The organism is Streptomyces sp. NPDC046860, from assembly GCF_040645115.1.
GTDB lineage: Bacteria > Actinomycetota > Actinomycetes > Streptomycetales > Streptomycetaceae > Streptomyces.
Genome location: NZ_JBEYXQ010000016.1, coordinates 82,267 through 103,866, shown reverse-complemented (window position 1 = coordinate 103,866; position 21,600 = coordinate 82,267). Strand labels below are relative to the sequence as shown.

Annotated in this window: 24 protein-coding genes; 12 read left to right on the top strand and 12 right to left on the bottom strand. The window is 73.1% G+C overall.

Features of this window, described 5'->3' with window-relative positions:
- Nucleotides 1–98 precede the first annotated feature (98 nt).
- From ABZ898_RS22350 to ABZ898_RS22340, 3 genes are all read left to right on the top strand, one after another.
- Entirely contained in the window at nt 99–1,043 is a 945-nt protein-coding gene (locus ABZ898_RS22350) for an ROK family protein (RefSeq protein ID WP_361661564.1), read from the top strand.
- Entirely contained in the window at nt 1,043–2,209 is a 1,167-nt protein-coding gene (gene nagA / locus ABZ898_RS22345; RefSeq protein ID WP_361661562.1) for an N-acetylglucosamine-6-phosphate deacetylase, read from the top strand. Before ABZ898_RS22350 ends, nagA begins: the two co-directional genes overlap by 1 nt.
- A 117-nt stretch (nt 2,210–2,326) precedes the next feature.
- Nucleotides 2,327–3,256: a 1-phosphofructokinase family hexose kinase gene (locus tag ABZ898_RS22340; RefSeq protein WP_361661559.1), complete on the top strand. Its 930-nt coding sequence runs from the start codon at nt 2,327–2,329 to the stop codon at nt 3,254–3,256.
- 10 nt (nt 3,257–3,266) lie between these two features.
- On the opposite strand, the gene ABZ898_RS22335 is transcribed toward ABZ898_RS22340, so the two are convergent.
- Both ABZ898_RS22335 and cdgB read right to left on the bottom strand, forming a co-directional pair.
- Complete coding sequence (locus ABZ898_RS22335; protein WP_361661556.1) at nt 3,267–4,181, bottom strand: CBM35 domain-containing protein; 915 nt, start codon at nt 4,179–4,181, stop codon at nt 3,267–3,269.
- Nucleotides 4,182–4,334: 153 nt separating this feature from the next.
- Nucleotides 4,335–5,987: a diguanylate cyclase CdgB gene (cdgB, locus tag ABZ898_RS22330; protein WP_361661553.1), complete on the bottom strand. Its 1,653-nt coding sequence runs from the start codon at nt 5,985–5,987 to the stop codon at nt 4,335–4,337.
- 307 nt (nt 5,988–6,294) lie between these two features.
- Between cdgB and ABZ898_RS22325 the strand changes: the two genes are divergently transcribed.
- The 3 genes from ABZ898_RS22325 to ABZ898_RS22315 are packed head-to-tail and all read left to right on the top strand — an operon-like array spanning nt 6,295 to nt 7,858.
- Nucleotides 6,295–6,867, top strand: coding sequence for a flavin reductase family protein (locus tag ABZ898_RS22325; RefSeq protein WP_361661550.1), 573 nt, complete (start codon nt 6,295–6,297; stop codon nt 6,865–6,867).
- A gap of 37 nt (nt 6,868–6,904) precedes the next feature.
- Nucleotides 6,905–7,384 (top strand): hypothetical protein, encoded by a 480-nt coding sequence (locus ABZ898_RS22320; protein ID WP_361661547.1) that lies wholly within the window; start codon nt 6,905–6,907, stop codon nt 7,382–7,384.
- 9 nt (nt 7,385–7,393) lie between these two features.
- Complete coding sequence (locus ABZ898_RS22315) at nt 7,394–7,858, top strand: GNAT family N-acetyltransferase (protein WP_361661544.1); 465 nt, start codon at nt 7,394–7,396, stop codon at nt 7,856–7,858.
- A gap of 207 nt (nt 7,859–8,065) precedes the next feature.
- Here ABZ898_RS22315 and arfB read toward each other — a convergent pair whose 3' ends face one another.
- Nucleotides 8,066–8,503 carry an alternative ribosome rescue aminoacyl-tRNA hydrolase ArfB gene (gene arfB, locus ABZ898_RS22310; protein WP_361661541.1) on the bottom strand — a complete coding sequence of 146 codons (438 nt, stop codon included), beginning with the start codon at nt 8,501–8,503 and terminating at the stop codon, nt 8,066–8,068.
- Between the two features lie 177 nt (nt 8,504–8,680).
- Here arfB and ABZ898_RS22305 point away from each other — a divergent pair, with 177 nt between their 5' ends.
- The 3 genes from ABZ898_RS22305 to ABZ898_RS22295 all read left to right on the top strand — a co-directional run bounded on the left by ABZ898_RS22305 (nt 8,681) and on the right by ABZ898_RS22295 (nt 10,824).
- A complete protein-coding gene (locus ABZ898_RS22305; protein ID WP_361661538.1) occupies nt 8,681–9,256 on the top strand; it encodes a TerD family protein in 576 nt (191 codons plus the stop codon).
- Nucleotides 9,257–9,355: 99 nt separating this feature from the next.
- Nucleotides 9,356–10,294 (top strand): bifunctional GNAT family N-acetyltransferase/NUDIX hydrolase, encoded by a 939-nt coding sequence (locus ABZ898_RS22300; RefSeq protein ID WP_361661535.1) that lies wholly within the window; start codon nt 9,356–9,358, stop codon nt 10,292–10,294.
- 29 nt (nt 10,295–10,323) lie between these two features.
- A complete protein-coding gene (locus ABZ898_RS22295) occupies nt 10,324–10,824 on the top strand; it encodes a hypothetical protein (protein WP_361661532.1) in 501 nt (166 codons plus the stop codon).
- 26 nt (nt 10,825–10,850) lie between these two features.
- On the opposite strand, the gene ABZ898_RS22290 is transcribed toward ABZ898_RS22295, so the two are convergent.
- Nucleotides 10,851–11,537 (bottom strand): pentapeptide repeat-containing protein, encoded by a 687-nt coding sequence (locus ABZ898_RS22290; RefSeq protein WP_361661529.1) that lies wholly within the window; start codon nt 11,535–11,537, stop codon nt 10,851–10,853.
- Nucleotides 11,538–11,610: 73 nt separating this feature from the next.
- Between ABZ898_RS22290 and ABZ898_RS22285 the strand changes: the two genes are divergently transcribed.
- Nucleotides 11,611–13,128, top strand: coding sequence for a DHA2 family efflux MFS transporter permease subunit (locus ABZ898_RS22285; RefSeq protein ID WP_361661527.1), 1,518 nt, complete (start codon nt 11,611–11,613; stop codon nt 13,126–13,128).
- 6 nt (nt 13,129–13,134) lie between these two features.
- Here ABZ898_RS22285 and ABZ898_RS22280 read toward each other — a convergent pair whose 3' ends face one another.
- Nucleotides 13,135–13,755, bottom strand: coding sequence for a rhomboid-like protein (locus tag ABZ898_RS22280; RefSeq protein WP_361661524.1), 621 nt, complete (start codon nt 13,753–13,755; stop codon nt 13,135–13,137).
- 178 nt (nt 13,756–13,933) lie between these two features.
- Between ABZ898_RS22280 and ABZ898_RS22275 the strand changes: the two genes are divergently transcribed.
- Nucleotides 13,934–15,001, top strand: coding sequence for a right-handed parallel beta-helix repeat-containing protein (locus ABZ898_RS22275; RefSeq protein ID WP_361661521.1), 1,068 nt, complete (start codon nt 13,934–13,936; stop codon nt 14,999–15,001).
- A gap of 59 nt (nt 15,002–15,060) precedes the next feature.
- A complete protein-coding gene (locus ABZ898_RS22270) occupies nt 15,061–16,086 on the top strand; it encodes a methyltransferase (RefSeq protein WP_361661518.1) in 1,026 nt (341 codons plus the stop codon).
- 97 nt (nt 16,087–16,183) lie between these two features.
- Here ABZ898_RS22270 and ABZ898_RS22265 read toward each other — a convergent pair whose 3' ends face one another.
- The 7 genes from ABZ898_RS22265 to ABZ898_RS22235 all read right to left on the bottom strand — a co-directional run bounded on the left by ABZ898_RS22265 (nt 16,184) and on the right by ABZ898_RS22235 (nt 21,443).
- Nucleotides 16,184–16,507 carry a TcmI family type II polyketide cyclase gene (locus tag ABZ898_RS22265; protein WP_217461386.1) on the bottom strand — a complete coding sequence of 108 codons (324 nt, stop codon included), beginning with the start codon at nt 16,505–16,507 and terminating at the stop codon, nt 16,184–16,186.
- A gap of 38 nt (nt 16,508–16,545) precedes the next feature.
- The gene (locus ABZ898_RS22260; protein WP_361661515.1) at nt 16,546–17,022 is read right to left on the bottom strand and encodes an SRPBCC family protein; all 477 of its coding nucleotides are present in this window, start codon (nt 17,020–17,022) and stop codon (nt 16,546–16,548) included.
- 1 nt (nt 17,023) lies between these two features.
- Nucleotides 17,024–17,281, bottom strand: coding sequence for a phosphopantetheine-binding protein (locus tag ABZ898_RS22255; RefSeq protein WP_361661512.1), 258 nt, complete (start codon nt 17,279–17,281; stop codon nt 17,024–17,026).
- Nucleotides 17,282–17,305: 24 nt separating this feature from the next.
- Nucleotides 17,306–18,544: a beta-ketoacyl synthase N-terminal-like domain-containing protein gene (locus ABZ898_RS22250; protein ID WP_361661509.1), complete on the bottom strand. Its 1,239-nt coding sequence runs from the start codon at nt 18,542–18,544 to the stop codon at nt 17,306–17,308.
- Nucleotides 18,545–18,551: 7 nt separating this feature from the next.
- Nucleotides 18,552–19,811: a beta-ketoacyl-[acyl-carrier-protein] synthase family protein gene (locus ABZ898_RS22245; RefSeq protein WP_361661506.1), complete on the bottom strand. Its 1,260-nt coding sequence runs from the start codon at nt 19,809–19,811 to the stop codon at nt 18,552–18,554.
- On the bottom strand, nt 19,808–20,269 hold the full coding sequence (locus ABZ898_RS22240; RefSeq protein WP_361661503.1) for a cupin domain-containing protein: 462 nt from the start codon (nt 20,267–20,269) through the stop codon (nt 19,808–19,810). Before ABZ898_RS22240 ends, ABZ898_RS22245 begins: the two co-directional genes overlap by 4 nt.
- An 88-nt stretch (nt 20,270–20,357) precedes the next feature.
- On the bottom strand, nt 20,358–21,443 hold the full coding sequence (locus tag ABZ898_RS22235) for a SchA/CurD-like domain-containing protein (RefSeq protein WP_361661500.1): 1,086 nt from the start codon (nt 21,441–21,443) through the stop codon (nt 20,358–20,360).
- Between the last annotated feature and the right edge of the window lie 157 nt (nt 21,444–21,600).

Genomic DNA, 21,600 nt, shown 5'->3' with positions numbered 1-21,600 from the left:
CCTATCCCCTTGGTCAGACCATTCGATTTCGAACGCATAAGGTCTACACCACGTAAGTGGACTAGACCTCTCGCGGGTCAGGGCGTCACACTGGGCCCGTGAGACATGTCATCGCCCTGGACGTGGGCGGTACCTCGATGAAGGCCGCGCTCGTCGGCGAGGACGGCGCGGTGCTGCACCGCGCCCGCCGCGCGACGGACCGCGAGAGCGGGGCCGCGGCCGTCGTCGAGAACCTCCTCTCCTTCGCCGCCGAGCTGCGCGCGCACGGCGCCGCCCACCTCGGCGCCCCCGCCCTCGCGGCCGGGGTCGCCGTCCCCGGCACCGTCGACGAGGCGGCCGGCACCGCCCTGTACTCCGCCAACCTCGGCTGGCGCGACGTACCGCTGCGCGCCCTGCTCACCGAGCGGCTCGGCATGCCCGTCGCCCTCGGCCACGACGTGCGCACCGGCGGCCTCGCCGAGGGCCGCGCCGGAGCCGGCCGGGGCGCCGACCGCTTCCTGTTCGTGGCGCTGGGCACCGGGATCGCCGGGGCGATCGGCCTGGGCGGCCGGGTGGAGGCGGGCGCGCACGGCTTCGCCGGGGAGATCGGGCACATCGTCGTACGTCCCGGCGGCGACCCCTGCCCCTGCGGGCAGGCGGGCTGTCTGGAGCGGTACGCCTCCGCGGCCGCCGTCGGCACCGCCTGGGCGCGGGCGAGCGGCCGCGCGGACGCGGACGCCGCCGACTGCGCGCGGGCCGTCGCCGCCGGGGACCCCGGCGCCGAGCGCGTGTGGTCCGGCGCGGTCGACGTGCTCGCGGACGGCCTCGTCACCGCGCTCACCCTCCTCGACCCCGGCACACTGATCGTCGGCGGCGGGCTGGCCGAGGCCGGTGAGGTGCTGTTCCGCCCGCTGCGCGCGGCCGTCGAACGCCGGATCACCTTCCAGAGCGCGCCCGTGATCGTCCCGGCGGCGCTCGGCGACGGCGCCGGATGCCTGGGCGCGGCGCTCCTCGCCCGGGACCTGATCGAGTCCACCCCCCAGACCACGGAGGTAAGCACCTGATGGCCGACAACAATGCACCGGTCGGCGGCCGCCCGCTGGTGCTGACCGGTGGCACCGTGGTGCTGCCCACCGGCGAGGTGCCCGGCGGGCGGGTCGTCGTCGACGGCCGCCGGATCGCGCGGACCGCGCCCGAGGGCGCCGACGTGCTCGACGTGACCGGCCACTGGGTGGTCCCCGGTTTCGTGGACCTGCACAACCACGGCGGTGGCGGAGCCGCCTTCTCCGGCAGCGCCGAGGACGCGCTCACCGCCGTGCGCACCCACCGGGAGCACGGCACCACCACGCTGGTCGCCTCCACCGTCACCGACGACCTGGACGTGCTGGCCCGCCAGGCCGGGCTGCTCGCCGAGCTGGCCGAGCAGGGCGACATCGCGGGCGTCCACTTCGAGGGCCCGTTCATCTCCCCGTGCCGCAAGGGCGCGCACTCCGAGGCGCTGCTGCGCGACCCGGACCCGGCCGAGGTGCGCAAGCTGGTCGACTCCGCGCGCGGCCACGCGAGGATGGTCACCCTCGCCACCGAGCTGCCGGGCGGCCTGGACTCCGTGCGCCTCCTGGCCGAGCAGGGCGTGATCGCGGCCGTCGGGCACACCGACGCGAGCTACGAGCAGACGGTCGCCGCCATCGACGCGGGCGCCACCGTCGCCACCCACCTCTTCAACGCGATGCCCCCGATCGGCCACCGCGACCCCGGCCCGATCACCGCGCTGCTGGAGGACGAGCGGGTCACCGTCGAGCTGATCAACGACGGCACGCACCTGCACCCGGCCGCACTCCAGCTGGCGTTCCACCACGCGGGCGCCGGCCGGGTCGCCTTCATCACCGACGCCATGGACGCGGCGGGCTCCGCCGACGGCCGCTACCTGCTCGGCCCGCTGGAGGTCGAGGTACGCGGCGGCGTGGCGCGGCTGGTGGAGGGCGGCTCCATCGCGGGGTCCACGCTGACCCTGGACCGCGCCTTCCGGCGGGCGGTCACCGTGGACGGGCTGCCGGTCACGGACGTGGTGGCGGCGCTGTCGGCCAACCCGGCCCGGCTGCTCGGCCTGGCGGACCGGACCGGCTCGCTGGAACCCGGCAAGGACGCGGACCTGGTGCTGCTGGACGCCGACTTCACCCTCAAGGGCGTCATGCGCCGGGGCGAATGGGTCGTCACGCCCCAACTGCCCTGATCCGTACCCCGCTTCGCCAGACGGCGTCCGGTCCCCAACTGGGCCGGACGCCGTCTCTTTGGCATGATCAGGGCCCCACAGGACGAGGCGTACGGACATCGAGGGAGGTCGGACCGGGTGATCCTCACGGTCACGCTGAACACCGCTCTCGACATCACCTACCGCGTACGGTCGCTGCGGCCGCACGCCGAGCACCGGGTGTCGGAGGTCGTGGAGCGGCCCGGCGGCAAGGGCGTCAACGTGGCCCGGGTGCTCGCCGCGCTCGGGTACGAGGTGACGGCCACCGGTCTCGCGGGCGGCCCGACCGGCCGGTTGCTGCGCGACGGGCTGGCGGCGTCCGCCGGGGTCACCGACGCGCTGGTCACGGTGACCGGCGCGACCCGCCGCACGGTCGCCGTGATGGACGAACTCACGGGCGACACCACCCAGTTGAACGAGCCCGGCCCGCACATCACCCCGGCCGAGTGGTCCGGCTTCCTGCGCGCCTACGACGCCCTGCTGCCGGACGCCTCGGCGGTCGCCCTGTGCGGCAGCCTGCCGCCGGGCGTGCCGGTCGGCGCGTACGCGGGGCTGATACGGGTGGCCCGGTCGGCCGGGGTCCCGGTCCTGCTGGACACGGGCGGGGAGCCGCTGCGGCGCGGGATCGCGGCCCGGCCCGACATCATCAAGCCGAACGCCTCGGAACTCGCGGAACTCACCGGCTCGCACGAGCCGGCCCGCGCCACCCGGGACGCGCGCCGCAGGGGTGCCCAGGCGGTGGTCGCCTCACTGGGCCCGGACGGCCTGCTGGCCGAGACGCCCGAGGGCCGCTGGCGGGCCGCGCCGCCCGGCCGTCTGCGCGGCAACCCGGCCGGCGCGGGCGACGCGGCGGTCGCGGGCGTGCTCTCGGCCCTGGTGGACGGCCGTCCCTGGCCCGACCGTCTGGCCCGGGCCACCGCCCTGTCGGCGGCGGCCGTACTGGCCCCCGCGGCCGGGGAGTTCGACCCGGCGGCCTATGAACGCCTGCTGGACGAGGCCGCGGTGACCGAGGAGGACCCGGCCGCCTGACGGGAGCGGGCTACTTCCAGCCCTTCTCCAGCCAGAACTGGTCCAGGTTGACGTCGCACTGGTTGCCGCTGCCGCAGGAGATGCTGAGGGTGTTGGAACCCTTCTGGAGTTCGAGGTTGGCCCAGGTGTGGGTCCAGCCGCGCTCCCAGTCGCCCTCGGGGGCATGGGCGAAGTTGGACAGGTTCAGCGGACGGTTCTGCGAGGTGCCGTTCACCGTCAGAGTGGCGTTCGCGTCCTTGCCCGGCACGCCGTAGCCGACGTTCAGGGTGTACTTGCCGGGCTTGGGCACGTCGACCGTCCAGGTCACCGAGGCGCCGACCTGGTTCAGGCCGCCCACGTAGGAGCCGCCCGCCGACTTCGAGCCCTTGACGGCGGAGGCCGGGGCGGCGCCGCCCGCGAGCTGCACCGCGTCGTCGACCGCGTCGGCCTTCGGCAGCTCGCCCGCCTCGGCGGTGCTGGTCGCCTTCGGGCTCGGCGGCGCCTCCTGCGACTGGGTCGGGGACGCGTCCGCCTGGTTGCCGTTCTTGCCGTCGTCGTCGTTGCCGTTGAGCATCGCCACGCTGATGCCGATGACGACCGCCGCGACCACCGCGATGGCACCGATCAGCAGACCCTTGGTGTTCGGCCCGCGCCGCCCGCCGCCACCGCCGGAGTGCATCGCCTGCCGGGAGGTGGGAGCACCGCCGGGCATCGCCTCCGGCGCCTGGTGGTGGTTCGGCTGCCCGTAGGAACCCTGCTGCGTCGGGGCGGTCTGCTGCGGCGCGCCGTACTTGCGCTCGCCGACCGCGCGCACCCGGTTGACCGCGTTGGGATAGCCGTAACCACCGGACGGCGGCTGGGCCCCCCTGGCCTGGCCGTCGGCGTACAGGTAGCCGAACGGGTCGTCTTCCTCGGGCTTGCTCGCGCCGTTGTCGCCGGGCGTCATCCCTGGGTACTCCTCAACAGGTGCGGGCGGATGCGGTAAGGGGTTTGAATGGCGAGCCTACCCTCCCGCACACCCCCGTTCGCTCGGACGGGGGACCCCCGAACGGACGCCCGAAGCCCGTTTCCCGGCGATGTCAGCGCACTGACCTGCGCTTCACCCGGCACGCCGATGCTGTTTGGGACGAGATCGTTTCTCAACGTACATCCGCTCGTCGGCGGACTTCAGCACCTCGTCCGCCGTCATCCCGCAGTGCGCCCAGCCGATGCCGAAGCTGGCGCCCACCCGGACCGCCCGGCCCTCGGCCCGGATCGGCTGGATGATCTCGCCGCGCAGCCGCACCGCGAGGTCGGCCGCGTCGGCCAGGCCGAGGCCGTCGGCGAGGATCACGAACTCGTCGCCGCCGAGCCGGGCCACCGTGTCGCCGTCGCGCACTCCCCCGCCGAGCCTGCGGGCCACCTCGATGAGGACCGCGTCGCCCGCGTTGTGCCCGAAGCGGTCGTTGATCGACTTGAAGCCGTCCAGATCGCAGAAGAGGACCGCGAGCCCCTTGGTGCCGTCGTCGGCGCCCGGCTCGGGGGCGACGGTGTGCACATGGTGGTCGAACGCGTCGTAGACCTCCGCGCCGGGCGCGAAGTCGAAGCCGTGGGCGTCACCGGACCCGGCCGGGTGGCCGTAGGCGGCGTCCAGCGACTGGGTGGCGTCGAGGTGGGCGGGGCGGCGGCACAGCCGGGCGGCGAGCCGGGAGCGCAGCTCGGCGGAGTTCGGCAGCCCGGTCAGCGAGTCGTGGGAGGCGCGGTGGGCGAGCTGGAGCTCGCGGCGCTTGCGCTCCTCTATGTCCTCGACGTGGGTGAGCAGGAAGCGCGGGCCGTCGGCCGCGTCCGCGACGACGGAGTTGCGCAGCGACACCCATACATAGCTGGCGTCGCGCCGGGCGAGCCGCAGCTCGGCCCGGCCGCCCTCGGCGGAGGTGCGCAGCAGGGTGCCGATGTCCTCGGGGTGGACGAGGTCGGAGAAGGAGTAGCGGCGCATCGCGGAGGCGGGCCGGCCCAGCAGGCGGCACAGGGCGTCGTTGGTGCGCAGGATGCGGCCGTGCTGGTCGCCGCCCATCTCGGCGATGGCCATGCCGGAGGGGGCGTACTCGAAGGCCTGGCGGAAGGATTCCTCACTGGCGCGCAGGGCCTGCTGGTCCCGCTCCAGGCGGACCAGGGCGCGCTGCATGTTGGCGCGCAGATGGGCGTTGCTGATGGCGATGGCGGCCTGGAAGGCGTACATCTGCAGGGCCTCGCGGCCCCAGGCGCCGGGGCGCCGTCCGGTGAGCGGGCGGTCGACGGATATGACGCCGAGCAGTCCGCCGCGGGCGCCGCCCTGGCCGCCGGGGGCGTACATCGGGGCGAAGAGCCGGTCGCCGGGGTGCCACTCGTCGGGGAAGCGGGGCTCGGGGCCGTCGCTGTACCACTGGGGGACGTCGTCGTCGTCGAGGACCCAGCCCTCGGTGTGGGGGATGAACACGAGGTCGCCCCACACCTCGCCCATGCCCAGCCGGCGGTCCCAGGACTCGCGGGAGCCGGTGCGGCCGGTGATGAGGGCTTCGGCGGCGGAGTTGCCGGAGACCGCCGCGACGACGAGATCGCCGTCGGGGCGTACGAGGTTCACGCAGGCCATCTCGTACCCGAGGGCGCCGACCGCGCCGTCGGCGACGATCTGCAGGGTGTCGGCCTGGCTGCGTGCCGTGTTCATGTCGGCCATGACCTGGTGCAACTGACGCAGTGACGTCAGAGGGACGTACGGCTCCTGATCGGTCTCCATGCTCGCCCTCCCCCTGCTGTCCACAGGCTTTCCCGCCACTGAATCACAGCGCGCTGCTCACTCGGTACACAGGGTCAACAATTCCGTACTCCTTGTGACTCAAGTCACAGAAGAACTTGAACAATTGAGTGCAGTTTCCGCACTTTCCCGTTGCGTTCTCCGATCGCAAAGGCTGCGAAGTTGCGCATATGCCGCTGGCCGGTCCGCGGCGTGCCCTTCCGTCACAGGTCCGGTCCTTTGGACCTAGGTCCGGGCTCGGCCGGAGGCCCGATGTGGCGGGCCGCGGCCGGGAGCTAGCGTTTCCGGCGTGCTGAACCCTCCCTCCCCCACCGCCGCGGCCGCTTCTGTGCATGCTGAGGGGGTGAGCGACGACGAGTTCCGGGCCGCGATGTCCCGGCTGGCCGCGGGCGTGGTGCTGGTGACCGCGCAGGAACCGCCGCTGGACCCCGACGACCCGCACGCGCCGGGCACGGAGGACGCCGGCATGACCGCGACCGCGTTCATGTCCGTCTCGCTGGACCCGCCGCTGGTGCTGGTCAGCCTGCGCACCGGCTCCCGCATGGACGACCTGCTGGACGAGCAGCCGCTGTGGGCGGTCTCGGTGCTGGCCGAGAACCAGCGGCAGATCGCGGGCCGCTTCGCCATGAAGGGCCGCGTCAGCGACCGCCTGCTCTTCGCCGACCTCTCCCCCGAGCGCGGCGAGATCACCGGCGCTCCCCTGATCCCCGACGCGCTGGCCGCCCTGGAGTGCCGCACCGAGCGACGGGTGCCGGCCGGCGACCACACGCTGGTCATCGGCCGCGTCCTGACCGCCCGCGTGCCGGGCGCGGAGGGCGGCCCCCTGCTGTACTACCGGGGCCGCTACCGACACCTGGGCTGAGCGCAACCGTCCGGGGGCGGGGACGGTCACCACAGACGTGACCCACTCCCCCGACCGCATCCCCCTGGTCGTCCACCTGGCCGTGCTCGTCGCCCCGGTGCTGATGCCCTGCGTGGCCGTCCCGGCGGCCGTGACGCTCTGGGTGCGCATCCGCACCGGCACCTGGGGCCGCGCCTGGTACGCCCCCGACCGCGCCCCCGGCTTCCTGCTGGCGCTCATGACCGCGGCCACGGCCTTCGGCCTCTTCGGGTACGGGGTGTGGTGCGGCTTCTACTGGCTCGACCCGGATCAGATGTGCGCCGCCCAGGGCGTGTCCGGCGACATGATCGTCACGCACGAGGCGCTGCCCGTCAGCGCGCGGTGCGTGACCGAGGCGGGCGCGGCGACGGAACTGGTCCCGTTCTGGGTGAACCCGATGATCTACCTCTGCCTGACCGTGTGCGCGCCGGCGGCCGGCGCCGGGGCGGCCGCGGTGCTGCGCCGGAAACCAGTGGTGGCGGAGCGGCGGGGCTCGTAGGTTGCCGGGATGTCACCGCACCTGGCCGGGATCACGCCCGAGAACCTGGAAGCAGCCCTGGCCGTCCGCGTCCGCGCGGACCAGGAGCACGCGGTCGAGCCGGTCGCGCACTCCCTCGCCGAGGCGTACGTGCGCCCGCCGGGTGTCGCCTGGCCCCGGCTGATCATGGACGGGGACCGGCCCGTCGGCTTCCTGATGGCCTTCCTCGACATCGACTGGCGCGCGGACGGCGGCAGCGTGCGGCGCTCCGGCCTGTGGCGGCTGAACATCGACGCGGGCGAACAGGGCAAGGGGTACGGACGCTTCGCCGTGGACTCCGTCGCGGCGGAACTGCGCCGCCGCGGGTGCGCGGAGCTGTACGTCACCTGGCATCCCGGCGCGGACGGCCCCGGGGAGTTCTACCGCCGCCTGGGCTTCCGCACGACCGACGAGACGAGCGGCGGCCAGACGGTGGGCGTGCTCGACCTCGCCTAGGGGGATCTGCGGTCAGTCGACGGGCCTGCCCGGCTGGTCGTGGGTCGAGCAGTGGATGTCGCCGCCGCCCGAGGCGATGGTGTCGGTCACGACGGGCACGATTGCTCGGCGGCCGAGCGGCTCACCGCGCTGGTGGAGGGACTGAGCATGCGCCGGCTCAGCGCCGGCCGGGCCGCCCTGCGACCCCGGCGGCCCGGAGGACCTGACTCAGCCCCAGTCCCGCCCGGAGCGGCCCCGCTTGGTGTCGGCGCGCTGCTTCTTCTCGCGCAGACGGCGCTCGTTGATACCGCGCGGGACGCGGGTGGCGCGGCGGGGCTTGGGCGGGGGCGCGGTGGCCTCGGCGAGGAGGGCGGCGAGGCGTACGGCCGCGGTCTCGCGGTTGCGCCACTGCGAGCGGTGCTCGGACGCCCGTACGACCACGACGCCGTCCACCAGCCGCCCGGCCAGCCGCTCCAGCGCCCGCTCCTTCCACACCGGGGGCAGGGCCTCGGTGCGGGCGAGGTCGAAACGCAGCTCCACCTGGGAGTCGCTGGTGTTGACGTGCTGGCCACCGGGCCCGGAAGAGCGCGAGAAACGCCAGGTCAGCTCGGCCTCGGGGAGCGAGACCGAACCGCGGATGAAATAGGGCCCGGACATGCCCTCCATGTTCCCGGCTCCGGGCCCTTCGAGTCACCCCCATTTACGGCGGCCGTCCGGGTGTCACCGGAACAGCTCGGTAAAAAAGGTAAAGCGGGCAGGAACCTATGGCCCCCCTCCCGCCGTTCTTACCGGTGACGTAGCTTCGTCGTCACTGATTACCCAAAAGGGAAGGGACTCCCGATCATGGCTGTAAGCCTGTCCAAGGGTGGCAACGTCTCGCTGACCAAGGAGGCTCCGGGCCTGACCGCCGTCACCGTGGGCCTGGGCTGGGACGTCCGCACCACCACCGGCACGGACTTCGACCTGGACGCGTCCGCCATCGCGGTCAACAACCAGGGCCGTGTCTACTCCGACGCGCACTTCGTGTTCTTCAACAACAAGCAGACCCCGGACAGCTCCATCGTCCACACCGGCGACAACCGCACGGGCGAGGGCGCGGGCGACGACGAGGCGATCAACGTCAACCTGGCCGCCCTCCCGGCCGACGTCGAGAAGGTCGTCTTCCCGGTCTCCATCTACGACGCCGAGAACCGCAACCAGAACTTCGGCCAGGTGCGCAACGCCTACATCCGCATCGTGAACCAGGCGGGCGGCGCCGAGCTGGCGCGCTACGACCTCTCCGAGGACGCGGCCACCGAGACCGCCATGGTCTTCGGCGAGCTGTACCGCAACGGCGCGGAGTGGAAGTTCCGCGCGGTGGGCCAGGGTTACGCCTCCGGCCTGGTCGGCATCGCCCAGGACTTCGGCGTCAACGTCTGAGAACCGGCTGCCACCGGCTCCGGGTCCGCCCCGGAGCCGGGGCGCGGGGTTGCCCCGTTCCCCCGTGCCGCGGCGGTCGCAGGCGTTAGCGTGCCTCGGGTGATCCTCGAACCCCTGCCCGCCGACGGCGTCCTCCCGGCCCCGGTGCTCGCCGAGCTGACCGCGCTGTACGCCTCCCAGCGGGCGTTCCACACGCTCAGCGGGGAGTTCCCGGACCCGGCGGACATCCGGCCCGGGCAGGTGGCGGACGCGGTGGCGGCCGAACTCGCCGTCCCCGGCGCGGAGATGCTGCTCGCCCGGGTGGACGGCCGGCCGGTCGCCGTGGTGAGCACGCTGGCCCGGCACCCCGATCCGGCCGACCCCGATCCGTGGATCGGACTGCTGATGGTCGACGCGGCCCTGCAGGGGCGGGGGTTCGGGCGCCGGGCCGCCGGACTGGCCGAGGACCGGCTGCGCGACGCCGGCCACCGTGCCGTCCGGCTCGCCGTGCTCGACGGCAACAGCGCGGGCCTCGCCTTCTGGCACACCCTCGGTTACACGACCGTGGACCACCGCCGCGACCGCGAGCTGGGCCGCCCCTGCGCCGTCCTGCGCAAGGTGCTGACGCGCACCCCGAGGCGGGCCGCCCGTACGGCGGTGATCGCGCCGGACGGCGCGGTGTTCCTGTTCCGCCAGGAGAACATCGAGACCGGCCCGCACTGGGCGCTGCCCGGCGGCGGCATCGAGCCGGGGGAGAGCCCCCGCGAGGGTGCCGCGCGGGAACTGGCGGAGGAGACCGGCTGGACCGACCTGGCGCCCGGCCCGCTGCTGTGCACCTGGGAACACGACTTCACCCGCGCGGGCGTCCCGGTCCGCCAGCACGAGCACGTCTACGCGGCCCGCGGCCCGCGCCGCGAGCCCGGCGCGTCCGCGCTCACCGCCCACCCGGCCGAGGGCATCCTCGACTGGCGCTGGTGGACCCCGGACCAGCTGGCCGGTTCCGCCGAGCCGGTGTGGCCCCCGGACCTGGCCCGCCTGCTGACCGGGTGGACGGGCTGACCCCACCCCGGCGTGGGACCATCTCTGACGTGCTCGACATCGGCTACGCCCTCTCCAACCGCTTCCCGGACCCCCCGCAGACGGACTACCGCCGGGCGGACGTCCGCGCGCTGCGGCACGACCTGTTCTGCGGTGACGTCTACCTGGCCGACACCAAGTCGGACCAGGAGTTGTCCACAGCCTGGGGATGGGTGCCGGTGCTGGACTTCGCGTGGGCGCTGTGCGACATCGCGGAGCAGCTGGACAAGGACCCCATGGGCTCGCGTGCCGCCCGCCCGCAGCGCGCGGAGCTGGACTTCACCGAGTCCACCGACCGCATGCTCTTCGAGCGCCGCTTCGGCTGGGTGGACATCGAGGCGGACTGGATGCCCGCCGAGGAGCCCCCGCTGAACTTCTCCCACGCCGAGTTCCGCCGGGAGGCCCGCGACTTCCTGCACGACGTCATCGCGGACCTGACCGACATGCACGAGGACCTGGCGGAGAACCCGGCGATCTGGACCCTCATGGCCCGCTATCCCCGCCTCTCCTGACCCGCGGATCTCCCGCCACCCGCGCCTCACTCCACCCTGATCCCCAGCTCCGCCGCCAGCAGCGGGGCGAGGTCCAGGAGCTGGCCGGTGCCGATCAGCGCCCCGGACAGCCGGTCCAGCCCGCGGGTGATCTCCAGCGGGGCGGCCCCGCGCAGGTCGACGTCCTTCAGCGTGGCGCGGGAGAGGTCGGCGGACTTCAGGGCACAGTCGACGAACTCCACCCGCTCCAGCCGGGCCCCGCCGAAGTCGGGCTCCACCAGGACGCAGGACTCGAAGACCACGTCCTTCAGCCGGGCCTCGCGCAGGTTGAGGAAGTCGAGCTTGCCGCCGCGCACCACCACCCGCTCCAGCACCGCGCCGTGCAGCTGGGTGCCGCCGAGCCGGGGCGAACGGAACTCCACGTCCCGGAAGGCGGCCTCGGCGAGCTGGGTGCCGACGCCGCGCACCCCGTCGAGCACCGAGTCCAGCACCCGGGCCCGGCCGAGCCGGGTCTCGTCCAGCACGCAGCCGGTCAGCGCGCAGTCCATGAAGCGGGCGCCGCCGCCGTGCTGCCCGGACAGGTCCGCCTCGCGGAAGTCCAGCCCGTCGTAGTCCCCGTCCCGCTGGAGTTCCGTGTCCGCCCAGGGGGCCAGCGGCGGCAGCCGCAGCTCCGGGCGCCGCGCGCCCCGTACCGCCGTGGTGCCGCCCGTGTCCGTCGTCCGCCTCGTCGCCATGCGCCCATGCTGCACCCGGCCACTGACAGCGGACCCGGATGCGGTGCCTCCCGATCCATGGTGTTCTGGCGAGATGAGCATCGGCCGAACGGGTGAGCCCGGTCCGGTTCCCGCCGGAGCCGAGGCAGCCGATCCCCGCCGCTGGTGGGGCCTGGTCGTGATCGCGCTGGCCCAGCTGATGGTGGTGCTGGACGCGACGATCGTGAACATCGCCCTCCCCTCCGCGCAGGCCGCCCTCCACATGTCCGACGGCAACCGGCAGTGGGTCATCACGGCCTACACGCTGGCCTTCGGCGGGCTTCTGCTGCTGGGCGGGCGGGTCGCGGACCTGGTGGGCCGCAAACGCACCTTCGTCATCGGCCTGATCGGCTTCGCGGGAGCCTCCGCGCTGGGCGGCGCGGCGGGCAGCTCCGGCATGCTCTTCGGCGCCCGCGCGCTCCAGGGCGTCTTCGCCGCCCTGCTCGCGCCGTCCGCGCTGTCGCTGCTGACCACGACGTTCACCGACCCGCGCGAGCGCGGGAAGGCGTTCGGCATCTACGGCGCGCTCGCGGGCAGCGGCTCGGCGATCGGGTTCATCCTGGGCGGGCTGCTCACCCAGTACCTGAACTGGCGCTGGTGCCTGTACGTCAACGTGCCCATCGCCGTCGCCGCCGTGCTCGGCGCGTTCGCGCTGCTGCGCGACCGTCCCGGCCACGGCGGCGCGGCCCGGCTGGACGTGCGCGGCGCGCTGCTGGGCTGCGGCGGTCTGGTGGCCGTCGTCTACGGCTTCAGCGAGGCCGAGCCGCGCGGCTGGACCGATCCGCTGGTACTGGCCCTGTTCGCGGCCGGGATCGTGCTGCTGGCCGTGTTCGCGTGGTGGCAGAACCGGGCGCCGGACCCGCTGCTGCCGCTGCACATCGTGCGCGACCGCGACCGCGCCGGCTGCTTCCTGACCATGCTGCTCGCGGTGACCGGCATGTTCGGGCTGTTCCTGTTCATGACCTACTACCTCCAGGTCATCCTGGGCTACTCCCCCGTCCGGGCGGGGCTGGGCTTCCTGCCGCTGACGGCCGCCATCATCATCGGCTCGACCCAGATATCGGCCCGGCTGCTGAACCGGGTCCCGCCGCGCCTGCTGATGGTGCCCGGCACCCTGCTGGCCGCCGGCGGGCTGCTCCTGCTGACGCGGATGACGGTGCACTCCTCGTACACCGCGGAGATCCTGCCCGCGCTGCTGCTGCTCGGGCTGGGCATGGGCCTGACCTTCATGCCGGTGTTCGCCACCGCGACGGCCGGGGTCGCCCCGCGCGACTCCGGGGTCACCTCCGCCACCGTCAACACCGCCCAGCAGGTCGGCGGCTCCATCGGTACGGCGCTGCTGAACACCGTGGCCACCACCAGCGCCGCCGCCTATGTCACCGCCCACCTGCGCACCCCGGCCGACCGCGCCACCGTCGTCCCGGCGGCCACCGTGCACGGCTACACGGTGGCCATCTGGTGGGCGGCGGCGGTGATGCTGCTGGCCGGGCTGGTCGCGGGGCTGATGGTGACGGCGAAGCCCCCTCGGCACGGCCTGCCGGCGAAGGCGCGGGTGCGGGAGTCGGTCGGCTGAGCGGGGTCAGCCCCGCGGCTCGGGCAGCGCCTCGCGCGGACTCCAGGTCCGGCCCTGGACGAGCGGGAAGCAGGCCAGCCCGATGAGCGCGGCGAGCGCGTGGCCGACGTCGGTGAAGGTGCGCCCGTCGGCGAGGGGGACGGCGTAGACGGCGAGGAGAAGCACCAGGTACGGGTACCGCCAGCGCGGCGCGATCCGGTACGTCAGCACGCCCATCACCCCCGCCAGCGCGTAACTCACGCCGATGTCCAGGGTGTTGACCGCCGAGGCGGGAGCGTGCCCGTCGTTCACGGCCTGGAGCAGGGCCAGCTCGCTGATCAGCGTGGCCAGCACGTGCGCGGCCGCGCACACCACCAGCCAGCGGACGGTCCCGAGCCACCGCTCGGCCTGCGCGTGGAACACGGTGTACGCGGCGGCGTACGGCAGCCAGTGCCCGCCGTCGATCCACATCGCGCTGGCGACCAGCACCCGCGCCGGGTTCTGCGACAACTCGTGGATGTTGGTCGACCGCTGCCGCAGGAACTCCTTCTCGAACTCCGGCGACATATGGTGCAGCGCCACTGTGGTGACGAAGAGCACGGCGAGCCACACATACGTCCCCGGAGCGGAGCGCACATAGGCCACCACCGCCCGGCATCCTCGACGCACTCGGCCGCCCGGGTTCACGTCCGCCAGTATGGTCGGCGGCGCCGCGGAAGCGGTCCCGCTCCGACCGCGCCGGCCGGGTGACAGCGCGCGGAGGCTGACACGCCCCCGGACGGACCATCGCCGGGATACCGGATTAAACGGTCATACCGTACGCGGTATGAAGAGATGCCACATCGCCTATCTCGCCTGCGCCGCGGCCCTCGTGGCAGCGGGAGCGGGGGCGGTCCCCGCGGCCGCCGCCCACCAGACCCTCGTGGTCCGCCCGGGCGAGTCGATCCAGAAGGCCGTCGACGCCGCCCACGCCGGTGACACCGTGCTGGTGCTCGCCGGGACCTACCACGAGAGCGTGCAGATCGGCACGCCGCGCCTGACCCTGCGCGGCGCGGGCGCCCGCACGATCGTCAAGCCCGCCGCCACCAAGACCGGCAAGGACGCCAACAGCTGTGCCGAGAACGGCAACGGCATCTGCGTGCTGGGCACCAAGACCCAGGACGTCGAGGGCGTCACCGTCGCCGACCTCACCGTCACCGGGTTCGCCCGCGCCGGGGTGTTCGGCATGGCGACCGACCGGATGACGGTCCGCCACGTGCACGCCGTCGACAACGACACCTGGGGCATCGCCCAGGAGCGTTCCACGGGCGGTGTGTTCCGCGAGAACGTCGCCGAGCGCAACGGCGACGCGGGCCTCTTCCTCGCCAACACCATCAAGGAGGAGGCGGGCGCGTACGACGCCGGGCGCACCCTCGTCGAGCACAACCGGCTCCAGGACAACCGCATCGGCGTCACCGTCCGCCGGCTGCGCAACGTGACCGTCTCCGACAACGGCATCAGCGGCAACTGCGCCGGTGTGTTCGTCGTCGGCGACGAGAACGCGCCGAAGGCCGGTCACCTGACCGTCTCCCGCAACCGCGTCTCGCAGAACAACAGGTCCTGCCCGAAGACCGAGCGGCTGCCCGCCCTCCAGGGCTCCGGCATCGTGCTGACCGGCGTCGAGAAGACCCGCGTGACCGGCAACCACGTACGCGGCAACGCGGGCAAGTCCCCGCTGTCCGGCGGCATCGTGCTCTTCAAGAGCATGGTCGGCGCCACCGGCGAGATGAACCTGATCGACGGCAACACGCTGTCGGCCAACGCCCCCGCGGACCTGGTGAACACGGACACGGGCAAGGGCAACACCTTCGCGCGCAACTCCTGCCGGGCCTCGAAGCCCGCGGGCCTGTGCTGACCGCCCGCCCGCTGCCCATCGAAGACCGAAGAAGGCCGAAGAACGAGAAAGGGCGGCAGATGACCACCGCTGAGACAGCCCCACCACCTCCCATGCGCCTGCGCGAGCTGGTGTTCGGCGCGGCCTGCGCCGCCGCCGTCCGGGCCGCCGCCCGGCTCGGCGTCGCCGACGCCCTCGGTGACGACCCCAAGCCCGTGGAGGACCTGGCGGCCTCGGTGAAGACCGAGCCCAAGCCGCTGCGCCGGCTGCTGCGCGCCCTGTCCTGCTACGGCGTCTTCGCCGAGCGCCCGGACGGCACCTTCGCGCACACCGACATGTCCCGCCTGCTGCGCGAGGACGACCCCAACAGCCTGCGCGCCATCGCCCTGTGGTGCACCGAGCCGTGGACCTGGGACGCCTGGCCCCGGCTGGACGAGGCCGTGCGCACCGGGGACAACGTCGTGGAGTCCCTCTACGGCAAGGAGTTCTTCACCTACCTCAACGAGGACGCCCCCGAGTCCGCGGACGTCTTCAACCAGGCCATGACCCGCTCCAGCGAGCAGTCGGCCCGCGAGGTCGCCGCCCTGCTCGACCTGTCCGGCGCCTCCTCGGTGGCGGACTGCGGCGGCGGCCAGGGCCACGTGGTGGCCTGCCTGCTGGACAAGTACCCGACGATGCGCGGCAGCCTGCTGGACCTGCCCCGCGTGGTGGAGAACGCCCTGCCCCGCCTGCGTACCGGCGACCTCGCCGGCCGCGCCGAGATCGTGCCCGGCGACGTGCGCGCCTCGGTCCCGGTCAAGGCCGACGTCTACGTCATCAAGAACATCCTGGAGTGGGACGACGAGAGCACCGCCCGGCTGCTCGGCAACGTCGCCGCCGCGGGCGGCCCCGGCACCCGCGTCATCGTCATCGAGAACCTCGTCGACGACACCCCCTCGATGCGCTTCAGCACCGCGATGGACCTGCTGCTCCTGCTCAACGTGGGCGGCGCCAAGCACACCACCGAGTCCATGGTGGGCCGGCTGACCTCGGCGGGCCTGGTCGTGGACGACATCCGTCCGGTCAACCCGTACCTGCACGCCTTCGAGTGCCACGTCGCCGGCTGACCGGAGACAGGCACCCACAGGCACCCGGGAACCGGCCGCCGGGCCCGCGACGCTGCGGGCCCGGCGGCCGGTGGTCCTGTCGGGGGGAGTCGGACGGTCAGTCGCGCTCCCACACGTAGAAGCGCTCGGCCATCGCGTCCTTCGGGGAGCGCCAGGTCTCCGGGTCGTACGCGCTGACGTACGCCGACAGGCGCTCGCTGATCCCGCGGAACTCCGGGTGGCCCGCCACCTTGGCGATGGCCGGGGCCGGGTCGGTGTCCGACTCGACGAGGTGCATGTACACGTCGCCGAACTGGAACAGGCTGCGGCGGCGCACCCCGACGAGGTGCGGCAGCTCGCCCCGGTCCGACTCCGCGAAGATCTTGGCGATGTCCTGGGCCGAGCCCGGTGCCATCCGGGCCACGATCAGTCCCTGGTGCATGGGGGGTTTCCTCTCTGGCCTCTCGGGCCGCTCGGCGCTCAGTCGGCCAGGGCCGGGGCGGGGCGGTCCCCGGCGGACTTCTGGATCTTGTCCCGGATGAGGGCCATCTGGACCTTGGAGTTGCGGTTGATGTTGTCGGTCATCCACTCGTCGTCGACCGGCGCCTCGGGCTTCATGGCGAAGTCCTGCGTCCACACCATGCGGGTGCCGGCCGGGACCTCCTCGTAGGCCCAGTGGATGTCCATGTGGGCGAAGGGGCCCGTCTCCACCCGGCGGGCGCGGACGGTGAGGTTCTCGCGGTCCGGCTCGCGCTCGGAGACCCAGCTCCACACGGTGCCGTTGTCGTCCGGGTGCATGGTCAGCCGGAACGTCGTCTTGCGGCCCTCACGCTTGATGACCTCGACGGACGCGTACTCGCTGAACAGCTGCGGCCAGTTCTCCAGGTCGTTGGTCATGTCCCAGACCAGGTCGAGCGGAGCGGCGATCGTGATCTCGTTCCGGGTGTGTCCGGCCATGTCAGGCTCCTGCCATCAGTGCGCTGTTGACGAGGTCGAGGAAGGCTTGCGGGGTCTTGCAGCGCTCGGCGTCCGGGGGCATCGGGGTGCCGTGCCGGTTCTCCAGTTCGCCGACGATGCCCAGCAGGCCGAGCGAGTCGAGACCGAGCGTCTCGAAGGGGGTGCCGGGCTGCTCCCGCAGCACCTCGGGGGCGACGGTGATGCCCGCCGCCTTCTTCATGAGGGCGGCCAGTTCTTCTTCGGTGATCTGCGCGTTCATGCCGTTCTCTCCTTTGCTGTTCGCCTACCGGGCGCCGTGCCGGAGCACGAGCGCCGAGTTCGACCCCATGAGGCCCCGGCTGAGGACCAGCGCCGTGCGCGGCTCGGCCACCCGGGCGCTCCCGGTCACGAGGTCGATGTCGTGGCAGCTGCCCGCCACGTTGGGCGTCGGCGGGATCAGGCCGTGCTCCATCGCCAGCACCGCCGCCGACACGTCCAGTACCGGTGCCGCGCAGTAGCCGCGGCCGATGCCGGTCTTCGGCGCCGTCACCGGCACCCGGCGGCCGTGCGCACCGAGCGCGTCCGCCAGCGCCAGCGCCTCGGCACGGTCCGCCTCCGGCACCCCGAGGGCGTCGGCGAAGACCATGTCGACCTCCTCCGGCGCGCAGCCGGCCTCGGCCAGCGCCGCCCGGATGGCCTGCGCCAGCCCCTCGCGGGACTCCTCCCAGCGGGAGGCCCCGGTGAACGTCGCCGCGTGTCCCGCGACGTACGCCCGGACCTCGGCCCCGCGCTCCCGCGCGGACCGCTCCGCCTCGATCACGAGCATCGCGCCGCCCTCGGCGGGCACGAACCCGCACGCCTCCTCGGTGAAGGGACGGTAGGCGCGCGCCGGGTCGCTCTGACCGCTCAGCTCCCCGTACCCGAGCTGGCAGACCACCGAGTACGGCGCGAGCGGCGCCTCGGTGGAGCCGGCCACCATCACATCGGTGCCCCGGCGCACCGCGCGGGCGGCGTGCGCGAGGGCGTCCAGACCGCCCGCCTCGTCGGAGGCGACCACCGAGCAGGGCCCCTTGAGGCCGCGCCGGATGGAGATCTGGCCGGTGCTGGCCGCGTAGAACCAGGCGATGGACTGGTACGGGCCGACGAACCGGCTGCCCTTGCCCCACAGCTGCTGGAGCTCGCGCTGGCCGAACTCGCCGCCGCCGGAGCCGGAGGCCGTGACCACCCCGATGGAGAAGGGGTCGGCCGACGTGTCGGCCTGCCCCAGCCGGGCGTCCTCCAGGGCGAGGTCCGCCGCCGCCATGGCGAAGTGCGTGAACCGGTCGGTCTGCACCAGGAAGCGTTCCTCGACCACCGCCGGGTCGAAGGCGCGGACCTCGCCCGCGACCTTCAGCGGCAGGTCCTCGCAGCCCTCACGGGTCACCCGGTCCAGGACGCTGACGCCCTCCTGGGTGGACTTCCAGAAGGTCTCGGTACTGATGCCGTTCGGCGCGACCACCCCGATACCGGTGACGGCCGCGCGCCGTTCGTCCGTTGCGCTCATCGTGTCCTCACTCCCTCGGCCGGGTCAGGATCACCGCGGACTGGAAACCGCCGAACCCGCTGCCCACGGAGAGCACGCCGTTCAGCTTCCGCTCCCGTGCCTCGCGCGGGACGTAGTCCAGGTCGCACTCGGGGTCGGGGGTCTCGTAGTTCGCGGTCGGCGGTACGGCCTGTCTGGCGAGCGCCAGCACACACGCCACCACCTCGATGGCCCCGATCGCCCCGAGGGAGTGCCCCACCATCGACTTGATGGAGCTCATCGGGGTGTCGTAGGCGTGCTGCCCGAGCGCCCGCTTCACCGCGGCCGTCTCGTGGCGGTCGTTCTGCCGGGTGCCGGAACCGTGCGCGTTGACGTAGTCGATCGCGGTCGGGTCGATCCGGGCCTGGTCCATGGCCGTCTCGATCGCGCGGGCCATCTCCAGGCCCTCGGGGGTCAGACCGGTCATGTGGTACGCGTTGCCGAACGTGGCGTACCCGCTGAGCTCGCAGTACACGTGCGCACCGCGGGCCCGCGCGTGTTCCAGCTCCTCCAGCACCAGCACCGCTCCGCCCTCGCCCATGACGAACCCGTCACGGTCGTTGTCGAAGGGGCGGGAGGCGTGCGCCGGGTCGTCGTTGTTCGGGGACGTCGCCTTGATCGCGTCGAAGCACGCCATCGTGATCGGCGAGATCGGCGAGTCGGAGGCGCCGGCCAGGCATATGTCCGCCCGGCCCTCCTGCACGGTGTGGAAGGCGTACCCGACGGCGTCCAGGCCCGAGGTGCAGCCCGTGGAGACCGTCTGCACCGGGCCCCGCGCGCCGAACCGCTCGGCCACCGACGAGGCGACCGTGCTGGGCGAGAACGCCCGGTGCAGTTCGGGCCGGGCCTGGGTGTGGTCCACATCCCAGCGCTGGCCACCATGGCTGACCAGCACATAGTCGTTCTCCAGCCGCGTGGTGCCGCCGACCGCGGTGCCGACCGACACGGCTATCCGCCACGGGTCCTCGGCCGCCAGGTCGAGACCCGAGTCGTGCACCGCCTCGTCGCCGGCCACCAGCGCGAACTGGATGTACCGGTCCGAGCGCGCCACCTGCTCGGCGTCCAGACCGTAGGCCGCCGGGTCGAAGTCGCACTCGGCGGCGATCCGGGAACGCAGCCCCGAGGGGTCGAAGAAGGTGATGCCGCGCGTCGCGGTCCGGCCGTTGGACAGCAGGTCCCAGAACGCGGGCGCACCGATCCCGCCCGGAGCCACGATGCCTATGCCCGTGACCGCCACCCGCCGGGTCATGAGCGCACCTGGTCCCGGCCGGCGGCGACGGCACCTCCGGCCTCCGTCATCACCGCGGCGGCCCCGATGACGTCCGTCTCCTCGGTGTCCACGTGCCCCAGCTCCGGACGCGGCGCCAGCGGACCCAGGTGGAAGACGATGCGCGCCTCCTCGTCCCCCACGTTGCGGAACCGGTGCCGCATGTGGGCGGGGATCAGCAGCCCCTGCTCCGGCTTGAGGTGGTGCGCCTCGCCGTCGAGGTCCACCTCCAGCCGGCCGCAGATCACGTACACGAACTCCTCGGAGTACGGGTGGTAGTGCTCGCCGATGCGGTCGCCGGGCTGCACGATGGCCACGCCCATGAAGCCGCTGGTCGAGCCGACGGTCGCCGGGGTCAGCATGGCGCGCAGGTCACCGCCGCGCCGGGTGTTGTGCTCGGTGTCCTTCAGGTCCACGATCTTGGGACGGTTCTTGGTCACAGATTCCTCCGTTGGATGGGCCGCGTCTGGATGTGCCGCGTCCGGATGTGCCGCGTCGGCGGTCGCGGGGTGGTGTGCGGGCACCTGGTCAGGCGTCCGAGGCGCGGCGGTCGGTGACCAGGTCCATCCGGACCGCCTCGGCGTCGAGGAGCCCGCGGACCTCGGCGGCCGCACGCGCGTCCTCGGGAAGCGCCTCGGCGCTCCGGCCGCGCACGTCCACCAGGCGCACCACCACGTCGTCGCGCTGGAACACCGTGCTGCGCAGCACCTCGCTGGCCGGGTCCTCGGCCGCCGTCTGGTCGTGCTGCGAGATCAGCTCGGCCAGCCGCATGCCCTGGCCGGCGCGCGCCGGGTAGTACAGCGCGAGACGGTTGCCCTCCGCCTGGTCGTCGGCGACCACGTGGTGCACCGCGGGGAGCGCCGCACGGGTGAAGAACATGCGGGCCGACTCCTGGTCGTCCAGGTCCCGGTCCTGCTCCAGGTAGGGGTTGATGGCCTCCTCGACCGCCCGCACCTCGGGCTGCCGGGCCACGTGCCGCAGCGCCGCCAGCAGGTCGCCGCGCACCTCGATGGCCCGCACCACCCGGTTGCCCTGCATGAACAGCGAGGTCCGCACGAGCTGCGTGGTGTCGTCGACGCGGGCCTTCGGCGAGGCGTAGTCCGCGAGGATCGCCGCGACCTTCTCCTCGGTGCCCGGCTTCACCGTGAAGGTGAGCGCGTGCCGGATGACTCCGTCGCCGATGCGCGGGTGCGCCTGGAGACGGCGGCCGGGGGCCGACTCGGCGGGGACCGCGGGGCCCCCCGTCTCGCGGACGATGTGGAAGCGCAGCGAGCGGGTGTCGCGGACGCAGGAGTGCAGCGGCTCCACCATGTGCACGTGCTCCTCGCTGTTCACCCAGGTGAGGAACGGCGGGGCGCTCTCCCACTCGCTGGTGATCAGCCACTGCGAGGGGTTCTCGATGGACTGGCAGAGCTGGTCGCTGACGTGACCGGGAACCTGCGCGACCTGGGCGCAGAGCTGCTCGTACGCCTCCAGGAACTGCTGCTGAGCGCCGTCGTACACCTCGACCAGAAGGACGACCCGCAGCGGGGAGCCGTCGAACACGGACTGGGAGACACGCTTGGACACTTCGCGTGTCGCCGTTTCTGAGGGACGTTCAGACGTGGTGGTCATCCTGCACACATCTCCTTCGCGGGGCAGCACCGGTGCCGGCCGTCGATCGGGTCCGGCAGCGTTCCTTGATCCTGTGCCGGTCCCCACGAGCCCGCGACTCCTGTGAACCACGTGGGTGATTGGGCACGCGGAGCCGCCGCCACCGGGAAGTGAAGAG